The organism is Janthinobacterium amylolyticum (genome assembly GCF_051380655.1).
Classification (GTDB): Bacteria; Pseudomonadota; Gammaproteobacteria; order Burkholderiales; family Burkholderiaceae_D; genus Janthinobacterium.
In genome coordinates, this window is record NZ_JBNYXL010000001.1 from 353485 (window position 1) to 375262 (window position 21778).

A 21778-nucleotide genomic window follows, 5' to 3' on the forward strand; every position below is an offset into this window, starting at 1 on the left:
CAACGCCATGGCTGATTTATCCTTTCGCGCGTCTCCAGGCCGACAGCCGCCCTTTGCCGGGGCTGCCCGGATGATCGATGCCGCATTTGGCTGAACCTGGGACCGGGCGCGGCGGCGCGCCAGTATCGGCCTGAGCCTGATGCCGCCAGTAACAACGCGTTTACGCCCATTCTTTATCGGATCAGCACCAGGAGCAGTGCTCGCAAGGAAACTGACGCCATCGTTGGCAGTGTCAAATATGCATTACTTTTCCGCCAGGCGTGCTAGGATGCGTTTCGTTATAAATTAAACAAGGAAAAATAATGAAACTGAAGGCGACAACCGCGGCTATGCTCCTCGTGCTCGCATCGCTGCCGATGCAGCAGGCATTGGCGGCCGAGAAAACTTTCCTCGTCACGGGAACGATCGTACCGCAATTCATCATGGGGGACGATGGCTCCGGTCGGCCTATTCCTGAATTGATACCGGTCGGGACAAAATTTACGGGCAGCTTTACCTTCGACGATGCGATCAGCCCCAATGCGGCAGATGGAAGCTGGCCAATCTTTGTTTCTTCAACAATTAGTGCCGGCACTTTGACGGTGAGCACCGTCGGAGGCCAACTGGATGCTTACAATGGATCAACCGAAATGAGCCTGAGCGCTGGAAGCTATGATTTTTATACGCCAGGCACGGTATCTACGAATTTATCCGGCTGGCATGCCCCATTGGTGAGCTTCAATTTTAACAGCGCGCTGTGGAACTACCCGCCGTATACCTTTCCACGCATCGAAGAGCTATGGGATCTGAATAATGGCACGACCACGGCATCGTTCGGCCTGTTTCTCTTCTATGCGTCTCCCATCGTCAGTCCCTATACCAACGTGTCCCTGATCCTCAAGGCGAACATCACCAGCATCGTTTCGACAGTTCCGGAGCCATCGCACGTCGGCATGCTGGCCGCCGGCCTGGCGCTGACGGGTTTTGCCTTGCGCCGCCGCAAGGCCTGATGTTCACGGCAGCCCTGTCCGCGTGCTCCGCAAGGCCAAGCCATGCCATGCTGCGCAGCGGCGATTGCGTGCTGGTGCGGCTTAGCCTGGCGCCGTCAACCGTCCTCCTCCCTTCCCCACCCTGCTTCCGACGCCTTTTGCGGCGTTGGAGGCTGTTCCCACGACCATACCAGCGGCAGGTCGCCGCGCCACTGGTATGGTCGCGCAACGGCTTTCTTTCGGCATGAGGCGCAACTGGTATTGTGATCTCGCGCAAAGAATAAAACCAGTTGACTACCACCTGCAATGCTTGCACTCTGAAAAATCGGACGGTGTCCAGCCGTCCGGCCATGAAAAAAACAGACAAGGAGATGCAAGTGAACCGGACAGTCATGAACACCCTCATCATCACCCTCTTCGGCGGCACCCTGGCCGCTTGCGGCGGCGGCGACGGCTCCAGCGCCGGCGCCAGCCAGTTGCTGGCCAGCACGACGGAAGCGGTGGCGTGCTTCACGCCGTGGAACAGCAGCACCGTCTACAACGGCGGCGGCAAGGCCAGCTATAACAATGTGAACTACAACGCCAACTGGTGGACGCAAGGAAATAACCCATCCACCAGCAGCGGTGCCGCCGGCACTGGCCAGCCGTGGACGGCGGTGGGAGAGTGCGGTACCCCTACTCCAACACCGACGCCGACTCCGACACCAACACCGACGCCAACTCCCACACCAACGCCAACACCTACACCGACTCCAACGCCTACGCCAACCCCGACTCCAACTCCAACGCCCACCGGCCTGGCGAAACACGCGCTGATCGGCTACTGGCACAACTTTACCAACCCCAGCGGCGCCACCTATCCGATCAGCCAGGTCAGCGATGACTGGGACGTGATCGTCGTTTCCTTCGGCGACAACGCGGGCGGCGGCAATGTCAGCCTGACCATCGATCCGGGCGCGGGTACGGAAGCACAGTTCATTGCCGACGTGGCCGCCAAACGGGCGAAAGGCAAGAAAGTCATCCTCTCGCTGGGCGGGCAGAACGGTTCCGTCTCCGTCGGCAATACGGCCGAAGCGACGAACTTTACCAACAGCCTGTACGCCATCATCACCAAATATGGCTTTGACGGCATCGACCTCGACCTGGAAAACGGCGTGGCGCAAGGCGCTGCCATCCAGACGTATCTGCCGATCGCCGTGAAGAACCTGAAAGCCAAGGTCGGCAACAGTTTCTACCTCTCGATGGCACCGGAATGGGTGTACGTGGAAGGCGGCTACACCAGCTATGGCAGCATCTGGGGCGCTTACATTCCCATCATCAACGCCCTGCGCTCCGAGCTGACGGTGCTGCACCCGCAGTACTACAACAATGGCGACATCTACACGCCGTACGCCACGGGCGCCATCAAGGCGGGCTCGGCTGACCAGCTGGTGGCCACGGCGCGCATGCTGATCGAAGGTTTTAACTACGGCGGCAATACCTTCGCCGGCCTGCGTCCGGACCAGGTGGGCTTTGGCGTGCCATCGGGGCGCAGTTCCGCCGGCTCCGGTTTCACGACGAATGCCGATGTCAGCAATGCATTGAATTGCCTGACGCGCCTGCTCAACTGCGGCACCATCAAGCCGCTGCAGGCGTATCCGGACTTCCGCGGCGTGATGACCTGGTCAATCAACTGGGACCGCCACGACAACTATAACTTCTCCGTGCCAACCAAGGCCGTGCTGAAAACCTTGCCGTAAAGCAGAAAAACAGGGTGACGCAGGCATTCCTGCGCCACCCTGGCCCGCCTTCCTTGCGTCAGGATGGGTATACGAGCCGCTCGGAGTCGCCAATCAGACTATTCATTACGCGGTCTCGCCAGCTTGGCCTGCCGTCATGCGCCAGCACATGCCGGGCGTAAGCGCAAAACTGCGCCGCATCGAGACGGCCAGAGCGCGCTGTGCCGCCGAAACGTCGGTCTACCACGAAAAATTGCAGGCGCCAGCTGATGTCGCTGCCGCCCGGCACGGCCTCTTGACGCATGTCTTCCCGCGTGACACGGAGGAAAATCGCTTCCGCATGGCCTTGCTGCAACTGGCAAAACAGCGACCAGGCCAGCATGTCTGCCTGGTAGTGGCACGTCCACGCGCCGCGCACCAGCGGATGGCGCCCCGTCTGGCGCGCGATACGGTCGCAGGCGAACTTTGCCAGCACCGTGCGGTGGTTCCCGCCGCCATTCGTATACCAGTTGCTGCCATCGATGGAGCTGAGCAGGATGCCATTGTCGAGCTCACCGTTGAAATAATAGTCGGGATGGCGCTCGTATTGGGCAAACACGGCGCGCATCTTGCCCGGCTTGTACTGCGGCGCCAAGACCGCCTCGCGCCAGGATTGGCCCGCGTAGTGCTCCGACTGTCCCACGACCGCGCGCATGTCGACGCGCACGTCACGCCGCAGGCGCTCGAGCACGACGAAATCTTGCAGGCTGGCGCCATGTTGCGATGAAAATACGTCGGCCCACTCGGCAATCCGCTGCTGCGACCAGGGTTGCGGGGTGGCCAGGATGTCATCAAAAAGGGTCGTCACTCGGTTCTCCAGATGCGCCAGGAACTACTGGCATGGTATGTCTAGCGAACGGGTCATCAGGAAATGTCCTATTTTTCAAATACAATTAAGTACAGAGGTTTAATAGCTTAGAACTATTGATTCGGTTGAAATATTTTACTTCCTTTTGTAAATGAGAATCGTTACTATCTACTCAAAGGATAAGCGAATTCAACATAAAAGGAGCGTCCCTTGTTTACAGCCATCAAAACATTCAGTCAGGTTCTCACGCATATGTCGATCGCCTTCGGCCTCGCCTACTTGCTGACGGGCTCACTGGCTCTCGGTGGCTTGGCGGCGATTATCGAACCCGTCATCAATGTCGCCCTGCTGCCATGGCATGAAAAAGCCTGGCGCGCCATCCGCCGCCGCTACGCAACCAGCCGCCTGGGCTTTGCCGCGCTGGCCGGTGAAAAGATCAGCCAGACCTGTTTACATATGGGCGTCGCTTTCGGCGTGATGTACTGGGCCACGGGTTCCATGGCTTTTGGCGGGCTGCTGGCCGTGGTCGAGCCGATCTGCAACGTGATCGTTCTGCCCTTCCATGACCGCCTGTGGCACCGCCTGCGTTCACGCATGGAAATACGTGGCGCGGCGCGCCTGGCGGCCTTGTAAGGCTTTGCTGTCAATCCGGCATTTTTCACCCCAAGAGCAGGACCCGCCCGGTTCGCCCGGCTTTTTGCCACAGGCCGCAGCCCATAGCCAATAGCCTGGCCGCATGCCGCCGCCTGGCTTGCTGTTTGCTCTCTCTACACCTTGCCTGCCCACATAGGCGGCCGCCGGTGCGCCCACGGCGCCGCCCGCTCCAGTTGTCCGGCCAGGCGCAACAGGGTCCCATCGTTGGCATGGCCCGCCATGAACTGCATGCCGATCGGCAAGCCGTCGGTCGACTGCGCCAGCGGCACGGACATGGCCGGCAAGCCCGCCACGTTGGCCAGCGGCGTGTACGGCGAGTGCTCGAACAGGCGCGCCGTCCAGCCCAGGCCATCGAGCTTGTCCTCGTTTTCGCCATAGCGTCCCAGCGGCCACGGCAGCTCCGGCATGGTGGGCGTCAGCAAGACATCGTACTGCCCAAACAGGGCGCCGGCCTGCCGCGTGACCGTGTTGCGCACGTCAAGCGCGGCGACGAAATCCACCGCCGACACCGTCTGCCCGTAGCGGTAGCACGCCAACGTGGCTGGCTCCAGCGTCTCGGGCGACACGGCGCGTCCGCTTTCCTGTGCCAGGCCGGCTATCCACGGCACCAGGTTGGCGCACCAGATGCGCGCATTGGCTTGCACGAACACTTCCCACGGCACGTCCAGCGCGGGCGCCACTTCTTCCACGTGATGGCCCAGGCTTTCCAGCAGGCGCACGGTGGCGTCCAGCGCGGCAGCGATGGCAGGCGCGGGACGGGCGCCATTGCAGGCCGCGCGCTGCACGCCGATGCGCAGCTTGCCCGGCGCCGCGTTCACTTGCGACAGCCAGCTGTGGCCGGGCGCGGCCGTGACATACGGCTCGCCCGCCGGCATGCCTTGCACGGCGTCAAGCAAGGCGGCGCTGTCGCGCACCGTGCGGCTCACGCCCAGCTGGACGCCCAGGCCGCTGAAGATCTCGTCCATGGCGGGGCCGTTCGAGACCCGGCCCCGGCTGGGCTTCAAGCCGAACAGCCCAGTCGACGCGGCCGGCACGCGGATCGAGCCGGCCGCATCCGTCGCATGCGCGAGTGGCACGATGCCGGCTGCCACGGCCGCCGCCGCGCCGCCGCTGGAGCCGCCCGCGCTCAGCGCCAGATTCCATGGATTGCGCGTGGCGCCATACAAGACGGGCTCGGTGGTGGTGGCAAACGCCATTTCCGGCGTGCCGCTGCGGCCAAACGTGGCCAGTCCGGCTTTGCGGAACAGCGTCATCAAATGGGAGTCGGACGCGCTCACGTGGCCGGCTGCCAGGCGGCTGCCATATTCGCTGCGCTGGCCCGCCATTGTCACGGCCATGTCCTTGATCAAAAACGGCACGCCGGCGAACGGCGCAGTGCCATCGACGGCGGACAGGTCAGCCGGCCAGTGCTCGGCCACGGCATTGATCTGCGGATTAACAGCGTGCAAGGCGCGCAAGGCGGCGTCCTGCAATTCCGCCGCGCTGACCGCGCCATCGCGTACCAGCTGCGCCAGTCCAATGCCATCAAAGCTAACATATTCAGATACTTGCATGAGATTGCTCCTGTAGAGGGTGAAGATTAAAAGTCACAGGAACTACTGTAGGGCTTGCGCTATCATTGTGGAAATGAATAAAGTAAATACTAGGTATAGCCATGATTAATTTGCGTAAGCTGGATTTGAACCTGCTGCTGACCCTGAATGCACTGCTCACTGAGCGCAACGTGACCCGGGCAGCCGAGCGGCTGCACCTGAGCCAGCCTTCCGTCAGCGTACAGCTGGGCAAGCTGCGCACGGCCTTCGACGACCCGCTGCTGTTGCCCGGGCCACGCGGCATGCTGCCCACGGCACGCGCGCTGGCCCTGTTTGCACCTCTGCAAGCCGTGCTGGCGCAGCTGGAGCAAGTCTTGCAGCCGGAACAGGCGTTCGAGCCGGCAACGGCCGAGGTGCGCTGGAACCTGGCGGCGGCCGATGCCACCGAATATGCGATCCTGCTGCCCCTGCTGCCGGCCTTGCGCGCCCAGGCGCCGCTGTCGCGCATGGCCGTGTTCGAAGCCGTGCCGGAGCGCATGGCGCAGGCGCTGGAGACGGGCCAGGTCGACCTGGGCTTCCTGGCGCAGGAAGAAGCGCCGTCGACACTGCGCCACCGCACCTTGTTTACGGAACACTATGTCCTGGCGGGCCGTCACGACCACCCGCTGCTGCAGGCGCAGCCAGGTCTCGAGCAGTTTTGCGCGCTGGAATTCATCGTCGTCTCGCCGAGCGGCGGCGGCTTCCGCACGGCCGTCGATACGGCCCTGCAGCAGTTGAGCCAGAAGCGCAAGGTGGTGCTGTCCGTGCCGCATTTCCTCATCGTCCCGCCCTTGCTGGCGGCCTCCGACATGGTCGCCCTGCTACCGTCGCGCCTGCTGAAAAACGCCTTGGGCTCCCTGCGCATCTGGGAGCCGCCCATCACCTTGCCCGACTATGAAATGGCCATGGTCTGGCACGAGCGCATGCACCTGGACCCGGCGCATCGCTGGCTGCGCGAGCGCATCATGGCCAGCCTGTGAATTTATTGACGTGCCTGGATGGCGCGGCAGGCAAGCGGGCCTGCTTGTCGCGCAGACAATGCGTTCACGCTTATTTCTACGCCTGTGTATGCCAGCAAACGGAAGTTTGTGGCGCAGGCGGCAATGATGGAGCACCCTCACCCATCACAAGGAAAAGCCATGTCCGCCATTCCACGCCCGCCCGTACCGTACGACAGCCGCTATGAATTCGAGGAGGAAGGCGAGCAGGAAACCTGCGCGCAGCTGCTGCAGACCCTGCGCGGCATTTCCAGCACCACCTATGCAGACTCTGGCCACGCCACGCGCAGCGTGCATGCCAAGAGCCACGGCTTGCTGCACGGCCGCCTGCAAGTGCTGGACAACTTGGCGCCCGAGCTGGCGCAAGGCCTGTTCGCCACGCCAGCCGGCTATGACGTGGTGATGCGCATCTCGACCATTCCCGGCGACATCCTCGACGACAATGTCTCCGTGCCGCGCGGCATGGCCATCAAGCTCCTCGGCGTGCCGGGCACGCAGCTGTCCAGCCTGGACGCGGACGCTGCTGTAGCGCCGGCCAGCACGCAGGATTTCGTGCTGGTCAACGGGCCCGCCTTCCTGGCGCCGAGCGCGAAGAAATTCCTCGGTAGCCTGAAGCTGCTGGCCAGTACCACGGACAAGGCGCCACGCCTGAAACAGGCGCTCTCGACCGTCTTGCAGGGTGCGGAAAAGGCGCTCGAAGCCGTGGGCGGCGAAAGCGGCACCCTGAAAAGCCTGGGTGGCCATCCGGAAACCCATGTGCTGGGCGAAACCTACTACAGCCAGGCGCCCATTTTATATGGCGCCTACATGGCCAAAGTGGCGCTGGTGCCCGTCTCGCCGGAACTGGCGGGCCTGGCCGGTGCGCCGGTCGACCTCGATGGCAAGCCCAACGGCTTGCGCGACGCCGTCGTCGCCTTCTTTGCCAGCCACGCGGCGACCTGGGAAGTGCGCATCCAGCTGTGCCGCGACATCGACAGCATGCCCTTGGAGGACGCGTCCGTTGCCTGGCCGGAAGAAGACAGCCCGTATTTGCCCGTGGCGCGCATCACGGCGCCGCCGCAGGCGGGCTGGAGCGAGGCCCTGTCGCGCGCCGTTGATGACGGCATGGCCTTCAGTCCCTGGCACGGCGTGCTGGCGCACCGTCCGCTGGGTTCCATCATGCGCGTGCGCAAGGCTGCATATGCGATGTCGGCCCGCTTCCGCTTTGAGCGCACGGGCAACGTCGTGCGCGAACCGGACAGCCTTGACGACTTCCCGCTTCACTAAGCACGCGGGGCAAGCCGCATCAGGTACGCGGCTTGAGCATGCCTTCCACAATGCCGAGCACGGTCTGGCGCGGCAGCAGGCGCGGCAGCCAGGCCAGCAGGCGGTTTTGCCGTCCCGCCACATGGCTGCTGCGGCCCCGATCGAGCGCGCGCAAGGCTTCGTCGACCACCGCCTGCGGCGCCATGCGCTTGCCCACGGCCGCTTCCGGCGCGGCCACCACGTCAAAAAAGGCCGTCTCCGTCGCACCTGGACACAGTGCCAGCACGCGCACGCCGCGCTGGCGGTTTTCCGCCCACAACGCTTCCGAAAACGACAGCACGAACGCCTTGCTGGCGCCGTAAACCGCCATGTAAGGGTCGGGCTGCAAGGCGGCGGTGGACGCTACATTGATGATGGCGCCACGTCCTTGCGCCAGCATGTGCGGCAAGGCGCAGTGCGTCAGCTCCATGAGGGCGGTGCAATTGACGGCTACCTCGGCGGACTGGCGCCTCAGCAAGGTGTTATCAAATCTGCCATGCGTGGCGAAGCCGGCATTATTGATCAGGACATCGGGTGGCATGCCCAGCGCGCAGGCCTGCGCATGCGCGGCTTCGGCGGCGCCAGGCTGGCCCAGGTCGGCAACCAGGGCATGGGCGCGGATGCCGTGGCGCTGGGCAAGTTCCTTGGCCAGCTTGTCCAGCACGGCGCCGGAGCGGGCCAGCAGCAGCAAATGGGCGCCGCGCGCGGCCAGGGTTTCCGCAAAGACGCGGCCGATGCCGGACGAGGCGCCGGTGATGAGCACGGTCTGCCCGGAGTAGTTGAATGGAAGCATGTCAACAGTGTCGTAGTGAAAGGAATTTCACTGTAAACTGTGGTCTTTAGTCCATGGTCAAGCATGGAACGCAAAAAAGTGCGCATGCTGTGTTGCATAGCTTTGCGCCGCGCAGTTTTCGCATTGCATCAATTGCAAGAAAGGTAATGACGATGCGTATCGGAGAAATCACCCGTCTGACGGGCGTGTCGAAAGACACGGTGCGCTTTTATGAGCGCCAGGGGCTGCTCGATGCCGCCCCGCAACCGGGCATGACGAATAACTACAAGCAATACTCGGCGCAGGCGCTGCGGCGCATCGAGCTGATCGGCCATGCCAAGGCGCTGGGTTTTACCTTGAGGGAAATCGCCGAAGTCATTGCCGTGTGGCAGGAAAACGCCCTCGATGGGGAAACCAAGCGCATCATGCTGGAAACGAAAATCGCCCAGATCGACGACAAGGCCCGTTCCATGGCCGTGCTGCGCGCCGGTCTTGTCGATGCGCTGGCCAAGGTGGAGACGGGCTGCGCCGACGGCATGCAGCTTGCCAGTAATTTACCAGGATAATCAATGACTTATTACACGCAATACCGGCACCTGGCGCTCGACGGTGCCAAGCCCGCGCCCACTGCGCAGCAGATTGCCGACATCGAAACCCTGCTGGAAGCGCCCTTGCCGTCCGCCTTCCTGGCTTTTTTGCAAGTGGCTAACGGCGCTTATTTCGATTACACCTGCGACGTGCCCGACGGCGAGGGTGGCGTGGAAAAGATGGGTTTCAACACCTTTTTCAGCGCGGAGGACGGTGATTTTTGCGATGAAACCCTGGTTGGGGAAATCCGCGCCGCGCGCCAGCACATGGCCATGCCCGTGCAAATCCTGCCCTTTGCCCGTGATGGCGGCAATTCCATGGTCTTTCTTGACCTGACGCCGGAAGGCGGTGGCAGAGTCGTGAGTTTTGTGCAGGAGTTGCCGGGATGGACAGCCCGTCGCGCCCATGGCTTCATCGCCCTGGCGCCATCGTTCGATGCCTGGCTGGACAGCCTGTACATCGACCGCGACACGGTGCTTGACGAACTCGAACACAGCGTCTCGCAGCCATCCCACCTGGAAGCGATGGCGGAATGGCTGGATATCGGCATGCCCGCCTGGCGCCGCGATGCCGGCATCACAGCCTTGTTTGCGCTGAAACAGGTGGAACTGTACGCTAACGAACAGGACTAGTCCTACGGGAATGATCGCGCCTGTCCTATGGGTGTGCGCAGGCTGGAAGCTTAACATTATCTTCAGCTTGCAGAAAAAACCACTCATGACATGAAAGGACTTCCCATGCGTATTTCTACCACCAGTAGCCGCGGCCCTTCCCTGAAGCACGTGGCCATCGGCGCCGCCGTAGCACTGTTGAGCGGCATCGCCATCAACAGCATCGCCGCTGCCGCGCCGGGCGCCTACGACAAGCAGTTTCTCAGCAAGGCGGCTGACGCGGGCAGCACGGAAATCGCCGCCAGCAAAGTGGCGCAAAGCAAGAGCAGCAATGCGCAAGTGAAGACCTTCGCCGATGCCATGGTGACCGACCACACGAAAGTGGCCGACGAGCTCAAGCAATTAGCCAGCAGCAAGCAGATCGAAGTCAGCGATCAGCCCGGCGCCAAGCACAAGGCGCAGATCGACAAGTTGAGCCGCCTGGAAGGCGCGCAGTTCGACAAGGAATATGCGGCCAGCATCGGTGTCGCGGCGCACAAAGATGCCGTAAAGCTGTTCACCGATGCCAGCCAGAAAGCCAGCGATCCCGACATCAAGGCATTTGCCGCCAAGACCTTGCCAGCGTTGCAACATCACCTGGAAATGGCCAACGCCCTGCACACGGCGCTGGCAAAATAGAGCGGCAATGCGCTGAATAGGCAGCGAGATACTTGCCGTACGTGCTGTACGGCAAGTACGGCACGCTTGGAATACAATGCGGCAACTCTGTTTTTGGCGACGCCATGACCTCATGCAGCTACTCAAGAAAACTGGCCTGATTACGGCCGCCTTCCTGTTCATCGTCTTGCTGGCCGCCTGGCTGTTCATCAAGGTGGCGGCTGCGCGCAATGCCACCGTGTATGCGCAGCAATGGAACGACAAGGGCACCTGCGTGATCAAGACCTTCGTGCCCCATTACGGCAATGGCGTGCCGCATAACATCGTGCGCGCGCTCAGCACGTCGACCTTTTTCCGCGTGTACCACAAGGATGGCACCTTGCTGGAAAGTACGGAATGGGTGCTGGACATGCATGAAGACGGCTTGCTCGACCATGCCCGCTGGGGCCAGAATCAGAGCCGCGCGATCTACCCGACCGACCTCGGCTACGAGGGCTGGACCCTGCCCCAATGCGCCTGAACGGGGAGCCATGATGCCGAAAATCAGACAGACAGGGCTGCGCGGCCCCTGGAGCGACGCCCCCTACGTCCCCACGCTGTACCATTTCCTCGGTCCCTTCGACGTGTATGACCGTGAAGAAACCCTGGGCGTGGAGCTGGGCACCTGGGACATGAACGATGCGGCCCAGCGCGCGGCGCTGATACGCCGCGACATCATCTCGCAATACAAGGAACTCGGCTACCGGCACCGCTACGTGCTGGTGCAGGTGCTGAAAAAAGCGCTGCAAGACCAGGCTTACGATTTTGCCGCCATCCTCGAACATGACCCGGAAACCACCTATGCGCTGCCCGCCAAGTGGGACGGGATGGACGATCCGCGCGCCTTTTTTGCGGACATTTACCGGCTGGCACAGCAGGACTGGCGCGACGACCTTGCCAGGGCCGCGGCGGAAAACCCGGCCGACTGGTAGCGCTGGGCCCGCCCGGTGCCGGGCTGCCGCTGTGCGATATTGTCGGTACCTATCCCGGTCATTCAACTGCCGGAATGGGGGATGTCATGTTACTGCCGTTGCGGCAAGTAAGCCTCGGCGCAAGCCCGCATGCGCTTGCCAGCGGCCGCCAGTGACGGGGCCGCATCTGCCTGCAAGATCCTGCCCTGGCTGTTCTGGCTGTCGTAACTGCCGAGCATGGCCGCATACAGGGTGGCCTGATCCTGTATGCGCCAGCTCTTACTGCGTGAATTGCCGGGCGCGGCAGGCATGCTGGCGCTGAAATAACTGTACAGGCCGCCGACCTGTTTCTGCTGCAGCCATTCCATTAATTGCACGATGCGATACTGTTCCAGCAGGCTTAGTTCGCTGACATTTTCGCTGGACAAGGTGTAATACAGTTCCAGGCGGGCCATCCAGTTGCCTTTTTTACCGGCCGCCACCAATGCATCCCAGGCTGGACCGGAACGTGCGCCGCGCACGGCGCGCGGTGCAGCCATCCACGCATTGACGGCAGCCTGTTCAGGCACGGGGCCGTAATAATCGGGCGCGCGGCAGACAAACTGGCGTGCGTCGGGGCCGCCCTCCTTGAGCGCGCCGGCAATCTGCGCGGCGACCTTGTCGCCTATACGCAGCAGGCGCGCGCCATAGCTGTCTAGAGTCCAGTTCGAAGGCAAGCGGCCCAGCCAGGCCAACGCATCGTCGTTGGCCCTCGCTTGCACCGCATAGGCAGCGATGTTGGCTTGCATCTTGACTTCTTTCTGTTGCTCCGCCAGCTTGATCACCTCCTGCTCTTCCTCATACCGGCTGGTGGTGTTGCTCAGCTGAACGCAGCCCACGAAGGTCTCCGGCGCGTCCTGCCAGCATCGGGTGGCCACCTTCAGTTGCCAACGCGTGCTGACGGTTTTCAGGACATAATTTTCTTCTCCGGTTTCCCCTTTGAGATAGGCGCGGCCGTCGGCCTTTGTCACGCCTCTTGCCAGCTGCTTGCCGCCAACAGTGCTCCAAGTGTACGGGTCATCGTCTTGCGGCACGCCGGGCGCCGCATACAGGATCAGGTAGTGGCCAGCGGTGGCAGGCGCATCGGTAGCATGACTCAGCGGCGACAGCAGGGATAAAGTGAGTAAGGTTTTTCTGGGCAACAGTTTCAACATGCAACAATCGCTTCGGGAAGGTCGGTATGGCAGGCACAGTCATGCCCGCTGGCCGCCTCGGACAGGTTTTGCAGGATGGCGCAGTCTTGCGACGGCTGCGGCCGGTCGCACTGGTGGCGCAAGGTCACCAGCTGCTGTTGCAGGGTTTGCAAGTTCGCCATTTGCTCGGCGATGCGCAGGATATGATGGTCGAGTAATTCATTGACGCTCTGGCAGCCTTCCGCCGGGTTGTTCTTAAATTCCAGCAAGGCGCGGATATCCGTCAGGCCGATCTGCAAGGAGCGGCAATGGCGGATGAATTGCAGCCGTTCCTGGTGCTCTTCCCGGTATTCGCGATAGCCGGCACTGTTGCGGCCTGGCTCTTGCAGCAAGCCCGCTTTTTCATAGTAACGCACGGTTTCCACGTCACAATCTGTCCGTTTGGCCAGTTCTCCGATACGCATGGCATCCCCTTTTCATTTCAACACGCAAATTCCGCTTGACCCTGTAGCGGCTACAGGGTTTCTAATGGAAGCATACACGAATCCTGAAGGATGAAGCGATGCCACACGATAGCCACGATCACGATCACAAGCATGACCACCAGCACGATCATAAGCACGATCACAAGCACGACCATGCCCAGCCGCACGCGCACGAACCAGCGCCGGCCGCCGCAGCGCAGGCGGCAAGTTGCTGCTCCAGCAAGCACGCATGCTCGTCCACGCCAGCCGCCAGCACGGCGCCTGCCCTGCCCAGCGCCCCCATCGATGGCGCGAGCACGGCCAAATACCGCATCGCCAACATGGATTGCCCCACGGAAGAACGTCTGATCCGCAACAAGCTGGGCGGCATGGCCGGCGTCGTGGGCCTGGATTTCAACCTGATGAACCGCGTGCTGGACGTGCACCACACCCTGCCCTCGCTGGCCTCGGTGGAAGCGGCACTGCATGGCATCGGCATGCAGGCGATCCCCATGGAAGCGGATGCGGTGGTTGCGCGCGACCCGAACGAAGGCAGCCTCAGCGGCCTGCAAAAGGGTCTGCTGGTGGTGTCCGGCCTGGCAGCGGCAGGCGCCGAAGCGCTGGCGTGGACTACGCATGAAGACAGCTCGCCGCTGGTTATCGCCCTGGCCCTGCTGTCGATCGCCACGGGCGGCTGGCCGACCCTGAAAAAAGGCTGGATCGCCCTGAAAACCTTTACCCTGAACATCAATTTCCTGATGAGCCTGGCGGTTTTCGGCGCCATCGCCATCGGCCAGTGGCCGGAAGCGGCCATGGTCATCTTCCTCTTCGCCATCGCGGAACTGATCGAAGGCTTGTCCCTGAACCGCGCGCGCAATGCCGTGCAAAGCCTGATGCAGCTGGCGCCCGACGTGGCCAACGTTGCTGACGCCGGCGGTGCCTGGCCGCAAGTTCCGGTCGCCACGGTGGCCATCGGCGCCCTCATGCGCGTGAAACCGGGCGAGCGCATCGCCCTTGACGGTGTCGTGCAAAACGGTGAATCGTCCGTCAACCAGGCGCCGATCACGGGCGAAAGCATGCCGGTCGACAAGGCCGCAGGCGACGTCGTGTATGCGGGCACCATCAATGAGCGCGGTGTGCTCGACGTCACCGTGACGGCCAACAGCGGCAACAGCACCCTGGCGAAAATCGTCAAGGTGATCGAGGAAACACAGGGAAAACAGGCGCCGACGCAGCGCTTCGTCGACAATTTCGCCCGCTATTACACGCCTGCCGTCGTCGTCTTCGCCATCCTCGTGGCCGTGCTGCCGCCCTTGCTGCTGGGCGCGCCGTTCATGGACTGGATATATAAAGCGCTGGTGATGCTGGTGATCGCCTGCCCTTGCGCGCTGGTCATTTCCACGCCCGTCACGGTGGTCAGCGGCCTGACGGCGGCCGCGCGGCGCGGCATTCTGGTCAAAGGCGGGCAATTCCTGGAAACGGGCTACCGCATCAAGGCCATCGCCGTCGACAAGACGGGTACCCTGACCATGGGAAAACCGGCCGTCACCGACGTGGTGGCGCTGGACGGCAGCAGCCGCGACAAGGTGCTGCTGCTGGCCGCCAGCCTGGACGCCAATTCCGCCCACCCGCTGGCCGCCGCCATCGTCAAGGCTGGCCCGCCCGCCAGCAGCCATTTGCCTGTCAGCCAGTTTGCCGCCCTGCACGGCCGTGGCGTACGCGGCAGCATCGATGGCCAGACGTATTACCTGGGCAATGCGCGGCTGATGACGGAGTTGCACGTGCTGACGCCGGAACTGCAAACGCTGCTGGCGCAACTGGAACAGCAAGCCTACACGGCCATGGTCCTGGCCACACAAACGGCCGCGCTGGGCGTGATCGCCGTGGCCGACGTGCTGCGTCCGACGGCAGCGTCCGCCATCGCCCGCCTGAATGCGCTGGGCGTGACCACCGTCATGCTGACAGGCGATAATGTGCTGACGGCGCAGCGCATCGCGCTTGAGGTGGGTGTCAGCCTGGTCAAGGCCGAACTGCTGCCGGAAAATAAACTGGATGAAATCAAGGCCTTGCAGCAGCAGTTCGGCGTCGTCGCCATGCTCGGTGACGGCGTCAACGATGCGCCGGCCCTGGCGCAGGCGGACATCGGCTTTGCCATGGGCGCGGCCGGCAGCGATACGGCCATCGAGACGGCGGACGTGGCCCTGATGGATGATGAACTGGGTAAATTGCCGGAATTCATCAGCCTGAGCCAGCGCACGCGCGCCATCCTCGTGCAAAACATCAGCTTTGCCATCGGCATCAAGGCCGTGTTCTTCGGCCTGGCGCTGGCTGGCATGGCGACCCTGTGGATGGCCGTGTTCGCCGACGTGGGCGCCAGCCTGCTGGTGGTGGCAAATGGGCTGCGCTTGCTGCGCAAAGGCAAGACCAGCTAAACCTGTCCAGGAACAGTTTCATCTGGACAAGTCATGCAAAAAAAGCTACTTTGTGGGCTTCCACCACTGCCGCAAAGTAGCCGATGACCTTTCTGCCCCGCCTGCCCCTGCTGGCCACGCTCTTGCTGGGCGCCGGCCTGCACGCCGAACCCATGCTCTTCACTCCGTGTGCCGACACGGCCCTGCCTGGCAGCCAGTGCTCGGGCTTGAACGTGCCCGGCAGCTACGACGCGCAGGGCGGCGCCGTCGGCGACGCGGACGCGGGCGCCATGCACCTCTTCGTGCGCAAGATTCCCGCCGACCTGCCTGCCGGCCAAGCGCCAAAAGGCAGCTTGTGGCTGGTGGCCGGTGGCCCCGGCGAATCGGGCGCCTCGTTCTACAGCCTGCTGCCCACCCTGCGCCGCAGCTTTCCCGGTTTTGAATTCCTCATCCCCGACCATCGCGGCACGGGCAACTCCTCGCGCCTGTGCCGTGTGGAAGAATCCGCGCAAAGCCCCGGCGGCCGTGCCCTGGCTGGCGCCGAGTGGAGCAGTTGCTTTGCTGGCATTAACGCGATGCCCGCTTACGCGGCGCAGTTTTCCATCACCACGGCCGCGCGCGACCTGAAAGCCTTGATCGAAGGCGAGCGCACCGCGACGCGCCAGCTCAGGCAGCCGCCCGTGTATCTGTATGGCGTGTCGTATGGCACGCAACTGGTCTTGCGCACCTTGCAGCTGGGCCCGCTACCCGTGCAAGGCGTCATCCTCGACTCGCTGGTGCCGCCGCAAACGGATCCGCGCTGGGACTTGAGCCAGCGCTCGCAGGTGGTCAATGCCGTCGGCATGCAGGTGCTGGCCCAGTGCGATGCGGACCCGGCGTGCCACGCGGCACTGGGGGAACCGGCCGCCACGCTGTACCGGCGCGTGCTGGACAAGGTGCAAGCCGACCCTGCCCTGCTGGCCGGCATCCCTGGCAAGAACCTGAAAAACTTCCTGGGCGGCATGCTCGACGTGCCGGCCGCCCGCGCCCGCATGCCCTATTTGCTGCGCGAGCTGGACCAGGGCGGCGAGGCGGAACTGGCCGCCGTGCGCGCCACCTTGGCCGAGGCCGCCGCCAGCCTGGGCAGCTATCCGCAGTCGCCGCCGTCGATTCCCCTGGTGAGCATCATCAGCAATGCGGAAAACAACCTGCAGCCATCGCTGCGGCCAGGCTGGAGCGCCGCCGATATCGAGCGCAAAGAAGCGGGACTGCTATTTACCAGTCCGCTGCCGCGCATCCTGCTGGGCGGCGGCTTGCCGACGTATCCACGCGATGCCTATTTCGGCCAGCTGCCGGCCCACCTGCCGCCCACGCTGGTGCTGCAGGGCACACTGGATCCGAAGACGCCGTACGCGGGCGCGCAGGCGCAGGTGCAGGCCTTGATCCAGAGCAAGTCAGGCAAGGTGGCGCTGGCCAGCGTGCGGAACGCCCCGCATTTCATCCTGTGGACGGCGCCGGCCTGCTTCGAGCAGGCGAGCCAGCGCTTTATCGCCGGCAAGCGGGTGCGGGATTGCGGCTTATAAGGTGTCAAAACCCGACAGCAAAGTCCAGGGCACACTCGCCGGGGAAATCAGCCCCGACGGGGCCTGTTCCGATTGCGAAGGAAGCGACCCCGGCTTTTAAGCCCCGCTTGAAATGCTCACGCCGCCGGCGTCGTCACGACATCATCCTGCCAGGAGTCCCATGCACACATTCTGTTCGATACTCTCGTTGCTCTCCTGCCTGGGCGTGGCCCAGGCAGCTGCATCGGCCACGCCTGGCTCCCCGGCTCCTTCCATCTGTGCCACGCCTGAACAAGCGGTGCACGAGCAAGGCTACGTGCCCATCAACGGCATCGCGCAATGGATCACGGTCAAGGGGGCGGCGTGCCGCAATCCCGTGATCCTCTTCATCCATGGCGGCCCCGGCAACGCATTGAGTCCGTTTGCCGAGGCCATCTACGACGGCTGGGAACAGCACTACACGCTGGTGCAATGGGACCAGCGCGGCGCGGGCATGACGTATGCACAACAGCGGCCAGCGGAAGATGTCCGCTTGACGGTGGAACAGATGCGCGACGACGGCATCGCCGTTGCCAGCTATCTGCGCCAGCACCTGGGCCAGGATAAAGTCATCTTGATGGGCAGTTCCTGGGGTTCGATCATGGGCGTGCACATGGCCAAGGCCAGGCCGGACCTGTTTCACGCGTATGTTGGCACGGCGCAGGTGGTCAATGCGCGGCAGAACGAAGCCGGCATGTATGCGCAAGTCATGCAACTTGCGCAAGCGGCCAGGGACACGGCCACCGTGGAAAAGCTGACGGCGCTGGGCCCGCCGCCGTGGCGCGACCCGCGCAATTTCGGCATCCTGCGCCGCTTCGACCGCAAATATGAAGGATTGGTAACAGATGCGCCACCGAAACACTGGTGGCAGCCGGCACCGTTCTATGCCACGCCGCAAGCGCTGGCCGATGCCGAGGCGGCCGATGATTACTCGTACATCCAGTTCATCGGCATGCAGGGCGATGGCATGTTTGCCAAGGTCGACTTGCCCGCGCTGGGCACGCGGTTCGACCTGCCCTTTTTCCTCATCATGGGCGAAGCCGACTTGCTCACCTCGCCCGCCATCGCGCATGCCTACTTCGACAGCATCAGCGCGTCGAAGAAAAGTTTTACGCTTGTGAAACGCGCCGGCCACGATCCGAACCAGGCTGTGCTGGACGCCCAGTGGAAGGTCTTGCGCGAACAGGTAGCGCCGCTGCTGCCCTGAACAGCCTGCCGCTGACCCGCTGCCTGTGCGGCGGTGCCAGTGGTCAAGGCAATGTCGGGGCGTAAGCCTGCATAAATCAGGCCAGCGTAGCGACGGCGCGGCGCGCCTTCAGGTGCAGATGGCGGATGGCGAATGCCGCCGCCATCAATATGCCGGACGCCGTGGCCAAGACGACAATAAATGCCTTGTCGAAGGCCGAGCGGGCCAGTTCCGACACTTGCAGGCCCAGCTCGGCCGGCAATTGCTCGGCGGCCAGCAATGCCGCGTCCAAAGTATCGTGCACGTTGGGCAAGACTCCCGCGCTTTCCGGGATTACCAGGGTGGCGCTGTAGACGGCCGACAAGATCGTGCCCAGCACCGTCACGCCGATCACGGCGCCCAGTTCATACGACACTTCCTCGATCGAGGCGGCCATGCCGGCTTGCTGCGGCGCCACGTTGAGCATCACGGCGCTGGACGCGGCCGTCATGACGGCGCCCAGGCCCAGGCCCAGGATCACCAGGCTGGCCACTTGCGCGGACACGGCGGCGTCATGCAGCAGCAAATAGGACGCCATGCCGACACCGGACAATAACAGCGAACCCCACAGGACCATGGCCTTGTCGGCGCGCGGCAGCATGAAACCCGTCAGCGGACCGGCAAACACGGACGCCAGCGGCAGCGGCAGCAGCAGCAGGCCCGCTTCCAGCGGCGACAGTTCGCGCACCAGCTGCATGTGCTGGCTCAGCGCCAGTTCCATGCCGATCAGCGCGGCGGAGGCCACCATGGCGGCGGCCACGGCGCTGGAAAACGGCAGTTCGCGGAACAGGGCGAAGTCGATCAGCGGCTTGGCTTGCCGCTTCTGGCGGCGCACGAAGGTGAGCATGAAGATGGCGCCCACGGCAAAGGCCAGCGCGGCAAGCGCATACGACGGCTGTGGTTTGCCCAGTTCCTTGATGGCATACACGCCACCGAGCAGGCCCATCATGATTTGCAGCGAACCGGCCAGATCCCATGGCTTGTCGCGGTTGCCGGCCCGTTTCGGCAGGATGACGGCGGCCAGCACCAGGGTCAGCAGCACGACGGGCACGTTGATCAGGAACACGGAACCCCACCAGTAATGTTCCATCAAGAAACCACCGAGCACGGGACCGAAGGCGGCACCGCCCGAGGCGATGGCCGCCCACACGCCGATGGCGAACGAACGCTCGCGGTTGTCGGTAAAGGTCAGGCGGATGATGGACAAGGTGGCCGGCATCATCAGCGCGGCGCCGATGGCCAGCAGCACGCGGGCAAAGATCAGCCATTCGGGCGCGGGCGAAAACGCGGCGCACAGCGAGGCGATGCCGAACACGGCCAGGCCGGCGAGGAAAACGGGTTTATGGCCGAGGCGGTCACCGAGGGTGCCGAGGCCGGGCAGCAAGCCGGAGACGACCAGCGCATACACGTTGATGATCCACAGTTTTTGCGAGGAAGATGCCTGCAAGTCGCGCGTCAGCGCGGGCAAGGCGGTGTAGAGCACGGTCATGTCGACCACGATCAGGAACAGGGCGCTGGAGACGATGGCCAGCGTCAGCCATTTTTTCATTGAATGCATGGGTAACTCATTGATTTCTATTTAACTTTTAACAACTGTCTGTTTGGATAAAGCGAGTGCTGCGCAAATATTTACGTTCCAGGCTGCCACGGGCCTGGGCTGGTCGGGGGCAGCGGGCGTCAGCCACGATCACCACCCTTGTCATCCACGGCGGCGGCATCGACTACGTCAAGTTCACGCAGCATGACGACGGACACTTGCTTGAAGCCACGGCCCTGGAAGAATTTCTGCGCCGTCAGGTTGTGCGCGCCGCATTCGAGGAACAGGCGGGCGATGCCATGGCTGCGCAATTCGCTTGCCACCCACTCCACCAGCAGGCTGCCGATGCCGCTGCCGCGCACGGCGGGCAGCAAGACCAGGTCGTCCAGCGCGGCAAACGATTTCGAGGCGCGCTGGCGTGTGTCGATCGACACGAGGGCCATGCCGACGATGTCGTCACCGGCGCTGGCGACGGCCAGCAGGGTCGAATCGCCATGCTCCCAGTCATGCGACAGGGCGGCGCGGATTTCGCCGCGTATCACTTCAGGCAAGTCCGCGCGCCAGTTGCCCGGCGCATCGGCGCGCTCGCCTTGCAGTTCCGAATGGGAAATATAGTCGGCGCTGACGTTATCAAGGTAGAGCTTGCACAGCGCGTCTTCGGCGGTGGCGTCGTGGCACCAGCTGAAGCGGATGGCGGGGGTATGGGCTTGGGCGTTTTTCATGGCGGATCTCGTGTTATTGAATTAGTAAATGCATTTTATGTCGCCCCTGGATGGCATTCAAGTTAAAATCCATCTGTAAAACAGATAGGTGGATACCATGCAATGGACTTTGGAACAAATGCGCTACTTTGAGGCGGCCGTCGCGGCCGGTTCTTTCTCGGGCGCGGCGCGCCGGCTGGGCCGCGCGCAATCGGTGGTCAGCACCTCGATCGGCTTGCTGGAAGCGGAATTTGGCGTGGAACTGTTCGACCGTTCCCGCCGCAGCGCCGTGCTGACGGAAGCGGGCAAGGTGATGCACCTGGAAGCGTGCGAACTGCTGCGCCAGGCCGAGCGCCTGCAGCTGCGCGCGCAGCTGCTGAGCGCCGCGCCGGAAGCGCAGCTGACCCTGGCCCTGGACGAAGCCCTGCCCTACCTGGCCATCGGTACCCTGGTGAAAGAACTGGCGGCGCGCTACCCGGCGCTGGAACTGGTGATGCTCAACGCGACGGCGTCGGAAGTGGCGCAGTACGTGGAACAGCAGCAGGCCGACGTGGCGTTTCACTTCGACCGTGGCCCGATTTCCCCCGTGCTGGAACAGCAGCACATCGGCAGCGTGGCGCAAGGCGTGTTTGTCGCCAAAGGCCACCCGATGGCGCACGGCCAGGAAGTCACCCGCAACGAACTGACGCGCTACCGCCAGCTGATCATGGATTCCGAGCTGAACCGCGAACACGCGTTCAGCCCCGCCGTCTGGTTCTCCGACAGTTTTTACAGCATCGCGGAAATGGTCGCGGACGAGCTGGGCTGGGCCATCCTGCCACTGAACATCGCCAACTACGACAACTACAAGGGCTATCTGCAGGAAGTGCCCTGCCCCGCGCTGGCCCTGTCGCGCCTGCCCGTGCGGCGCTTGTCGCTGCATGGGAAAAAGCTCAGCGAAACGAGTTTGTGGCTGACGAACAGGCTGGCGGAGTTGCTGCTCGATGGGCCGAGGGGATGAATCGTCCGGCCGGTATCAGCAGGATGGCGCCCGATCCGAGTGCCGCTCTATAATCGGACTTTGGTTCTGG

21 protein-coding genes are annotated in these 21778 nt (G+C 63.1%); 14 read left to right on the top strand and 7 right to left on the bottom strand.

The annotated features are described in order from the left end of the window. Positions 1-302 precede the first annotated feature (302 nt). Both ACQ4WR_RS01730 and ACQ4WR_RS01735 read left to right on the top strand, forming a co-directional pair. Positions 303-989 carry a PEP-CTERM sorting domain-containing protein gene (locus tag ACQ4WR_RS01730; protein WP_436484887.1) on the top strand — a complete coding sequence of 229 codons (687 nt, stop codon included), beginning with the start codon at positions 303-305 and terminating at the stop codon, positions 987-989. A 371-nt stretch (positions 990-1360) separates the two neighbouring features. After that, positions 1361-2707, top strand: a complete 1347-nt coding sequence (locus ACQ4WR_RS01735; protein WP_436484889.1) for a chitinase — start codon at positions 1361-1363, stop codon at positions 2705-2707. A 58-nt stretch (positions 2708-2765) separates the two neighbouring features. On the opposite strand, the gene ACQ4WR_RS01740 is transcribed toward ACQ4WR_RS01735, so the two are convergent. Next, entirely contained in the window at positions 2766-3533 is a 768-nt protein-coding gene (locus tag ACQ4WR_RS01740; protein ID WP_436484891.1) for a hypothetical protein, read from the bottom strand. Positions 3534-3743: 210 nt separating this feature from the next. On the opposite strand from ACQ4WR_RS01740, the gene ACQ4WR_RS01745 reads away from it, so the two are divergent. After that, positions 3744-4166 (top strand): DUF2061 domain-containing protein, encoded by a 423-nt coding sequence (locus ACQ4WR_RS01745; protein WP_436484893.1) that lies wholly within the window; start codon positions 3744-3746, stop codon positions 4164-4166. Between the two features lie 134 nt (positions 4167-4300). Here the strand turns inward: ACQ4WR_RS01745 and ACQ4WR_RS01750 are convergent, their stop codons facing one another. Further along, positions 4301-5740 carry an amidase gene (locus ACQ4WR_RS01750; protein ID WP_436484894.1) on the bottom strand — a complete coding sequence of 480 codons (1440 nt, stop codon included), beginning with the start codon at positions 5738-5740 and terminating at the stop codon, positions 4301-4303. Between the two features lie 101 nt (positions 5741-5841). On the opposite strand from ACQ4WR_RS01750, the gene ACQ4WR_RS01755 reads away from it, so the two are divergent. After that, the gene (locus tag ACQ4WR_RS01755) at positions 5842-6738 is read left to right on the top strand and encodes a LysR family transcriptional regulator (RefSeq protein WP_436484896.1); all 897 of its coding nucleotides are present in this window, start codon (positions 5842-5844) and stop codon (positions 6736-6738) included. A 159-nt stretch (positions 6739-6897) separates the two neighbouring features. Then, positions 6898-8022, top strand: coding sequence for a catalase family protein (locus tag ACQ4WR_RS01760; protein WP_436484898.1), 1125 nt, complete (start codon positions 6898-6900; stop codon positions 8020-8022). Positions 8023-8041: 19 nt separating this feature from the next. Here the strand turns inward: ACQ4WR_RS01760 and ACQ4WR_RS01765 are convergent, their stop codons facing one another. Then, positions 8042-8833, bottom strand: coding sequence for an SDR family NAD(P)-dependent oxidoreductase (locus ACQ4WR_RS01765; protein ID WP_436484900.1), 792 nt, complete (start codon positions 8831-8833; stop codon positions 8042-8044). 146 nt (positions 8834-8979) lie between these two features. On the opposite strand from ACQ4WR_RS01765, the gene ACQ4WR_RS01770 reads away from it, so the two are divergent. From ACQ4WR_RS01770 to ACQ4WR_RS01790, 5 genes are all read left to right on the top strand, one after another. Then, positions 8980-9378: a MerR family transcriptional regulator gene (locus tag ACQ4WR_RS01770; RefSeq protein WP_436484902.1), complete on the top strand. Its 399-nt coding sequence runs from the start codon at positions 8980-8982 to the stop codon at positions 9376-9378. Positions 9379-9381: 3 nt separating this feature from the next. Next, entirely contained in the window at positions 9382-10032 is a 651-nt protein-coding gene (locus tag ACQ4WR_RS01775; protein ID WP_102295881.1) for an SMI1/KNR4 family protein, read from the top strand. 105 nt (positions 10033-10137) lie between these two features. Then, on the top strand, positions 10138-10689 hold the full coding sequence (locus tag ACQ4WR_RS01780; RefSeq protein WP_180979458.1) for a DUF4142 domain-containing protein: 552 nt from the start codon (positions 10138-10140) through the stop codon (positions 10687-10689). A 112-nt stretch (positions 10690-10801) separates the two neighbouring features. Next, positions 10802-11188, top strand: coding sequence for a hypothetical protein (locus ACQ4WR_RS01785; RefSeq protein ID WP_102295884.1), 387 nt, complete (start codon positions 10802-10804; stop codon positions 11186-11188). A 10-nt stretch (positions 11189-11198) separates the two neighbouring features. Continuing rightward, a complete protein-coding gene (locus ACQ4WR_RS01790; RefSeq protein WP_436484905.1) occupies positions 11199-11639 on the top strand; it encodes a hypothetical protein in 441 nt (146 codons plus the stop codon). An 89-nt stretch (positions 11640-11728) separates the two neighbouring features. Here ACQ4WR_RS01790 and ACQ4WR_RS01795 read toward each other — a convergent pair whose 3' ends face one another. Both ACQ4WR_RS01795 and cadR read right to left on the bottom strand, forming a co-directional pair. Beyond that, positions 11729-12811: a hypothetical protein gene (locus ACQ4WR_RS01795; protein ID WP_436484907.1), complete on the bottom strand. Its 1083-nt coding sequence runs from the start codon at positions 12809-12811 to the stop codon at positions 11729-11731. Continuing rightward, positions 12805-13254 carry a Cd(II)/Pb(II)-responsive transcriptional regulator gene (cadR, locus tag ACQ4WR_RS01800; RefSeq protein WP_102295888.1) on the bottom strand — a complete coding sequence of 150 codons (450 nt, stop codon included), beginning with the start codon at positions 13252-13254 and terminating at the stop codon, positions 12805-12807. Before cadR ends, ACQ4WR_RS01795 begins: the two co-directional genes overlap by 7 nt. Positions 13255-13352: 98 nt before the next feature. Here cadR and ACQ4WR_RS01805 point away from each other — a divergent pair, with 98 nt between their 5' ends. The 3 genes from ACQ4WR_RS01805 (at position 13353) to ACQ4WR_RS01815 (ending at position 18452) form a co-directional block, all read left to right on the top strand. Next, positions 13353-15686: a heavy metal translocating P-type ATPase gene (locus ACQ4WR_RS01805; protein WP_436484909.1), complete on the top strand. Its 2334-nt coding sequence runs from the start codon at positions 13353-13355 to the stop codon at positions 15684-15686. A gap of 83 nt (positions 15687-15769) precedes the next feature. After that, the gene (locus ACQ4WR_RS01810; RefSeq protein WP_436484911.1) at positions 15770-17227 is read left to right on the top strand and encodes an alpha/beta fold hydrolase; all 1458 of its coding nucleotides are present in this window, start codon (positions 15770-15772) and stop codon (positions 17225-17227) included. Positions 17228-17387: 160 nt separating this feature from the next. Further along, positions 17388-18452, top strand: a complete 1065-nt coding sequence (locus ACQ4WR_RS01815; RefSeq protein ID WP_436484913.1) for an alpha/beta hydrolase — start codon at positions 17388-17390, stop codon at positions 18450-18452. 76 nt (positions 18453-18528) lie between these two features. On the opposite strand, the gene ACQ4WR_RS01820 is transcribed toward ACQ4WR_RS01815, so the two are convergent. Then, the gene (locus tag ACQ4WR_RS01820) at positions 18529-20019 is read right to left on the bottom strand and encodes an MFS transporter (protein WP_436485378.1); all 1491 of its coding nucleotides are present in this window, start codon (positions 20017-20019) and stop codon (positions 18529-18531) included. A gap of 128 nt (positions 20020-20147) precedes the next feature. Next, positions 20148-20729 carry a GNAT family N-acetyltransferase gene (locus ACQ4WR_RS01825; RefSeq protein ID WP_436484915.1) on the bottom strand — a complete coding sequence of 194 codons (582 nt, stop codon included), beginning with the start codon at positions 20727-20729 and terminating at the stop codon, positions 20148-20150. A gap of 97 nt (positions 20730-20826) precedes the next feature. On the opposite strand from ACQ4WR_RS01825, the gene ACQ4WR_RS01830 reads away from it, so the two are divergent. Continuing rightward, complete coding sequence (locus tag ACQ4WR_RS01830) at positions 20827-21708, top strand: LysR family transcriptional regulator (protein WP_180979459.1); 882 nt, start codon at positions 20827-20829, stop codon at positions 21706-21708. The last annotated feature ends 70 nt before the right edge of the window (positions 21709-21778 follow it).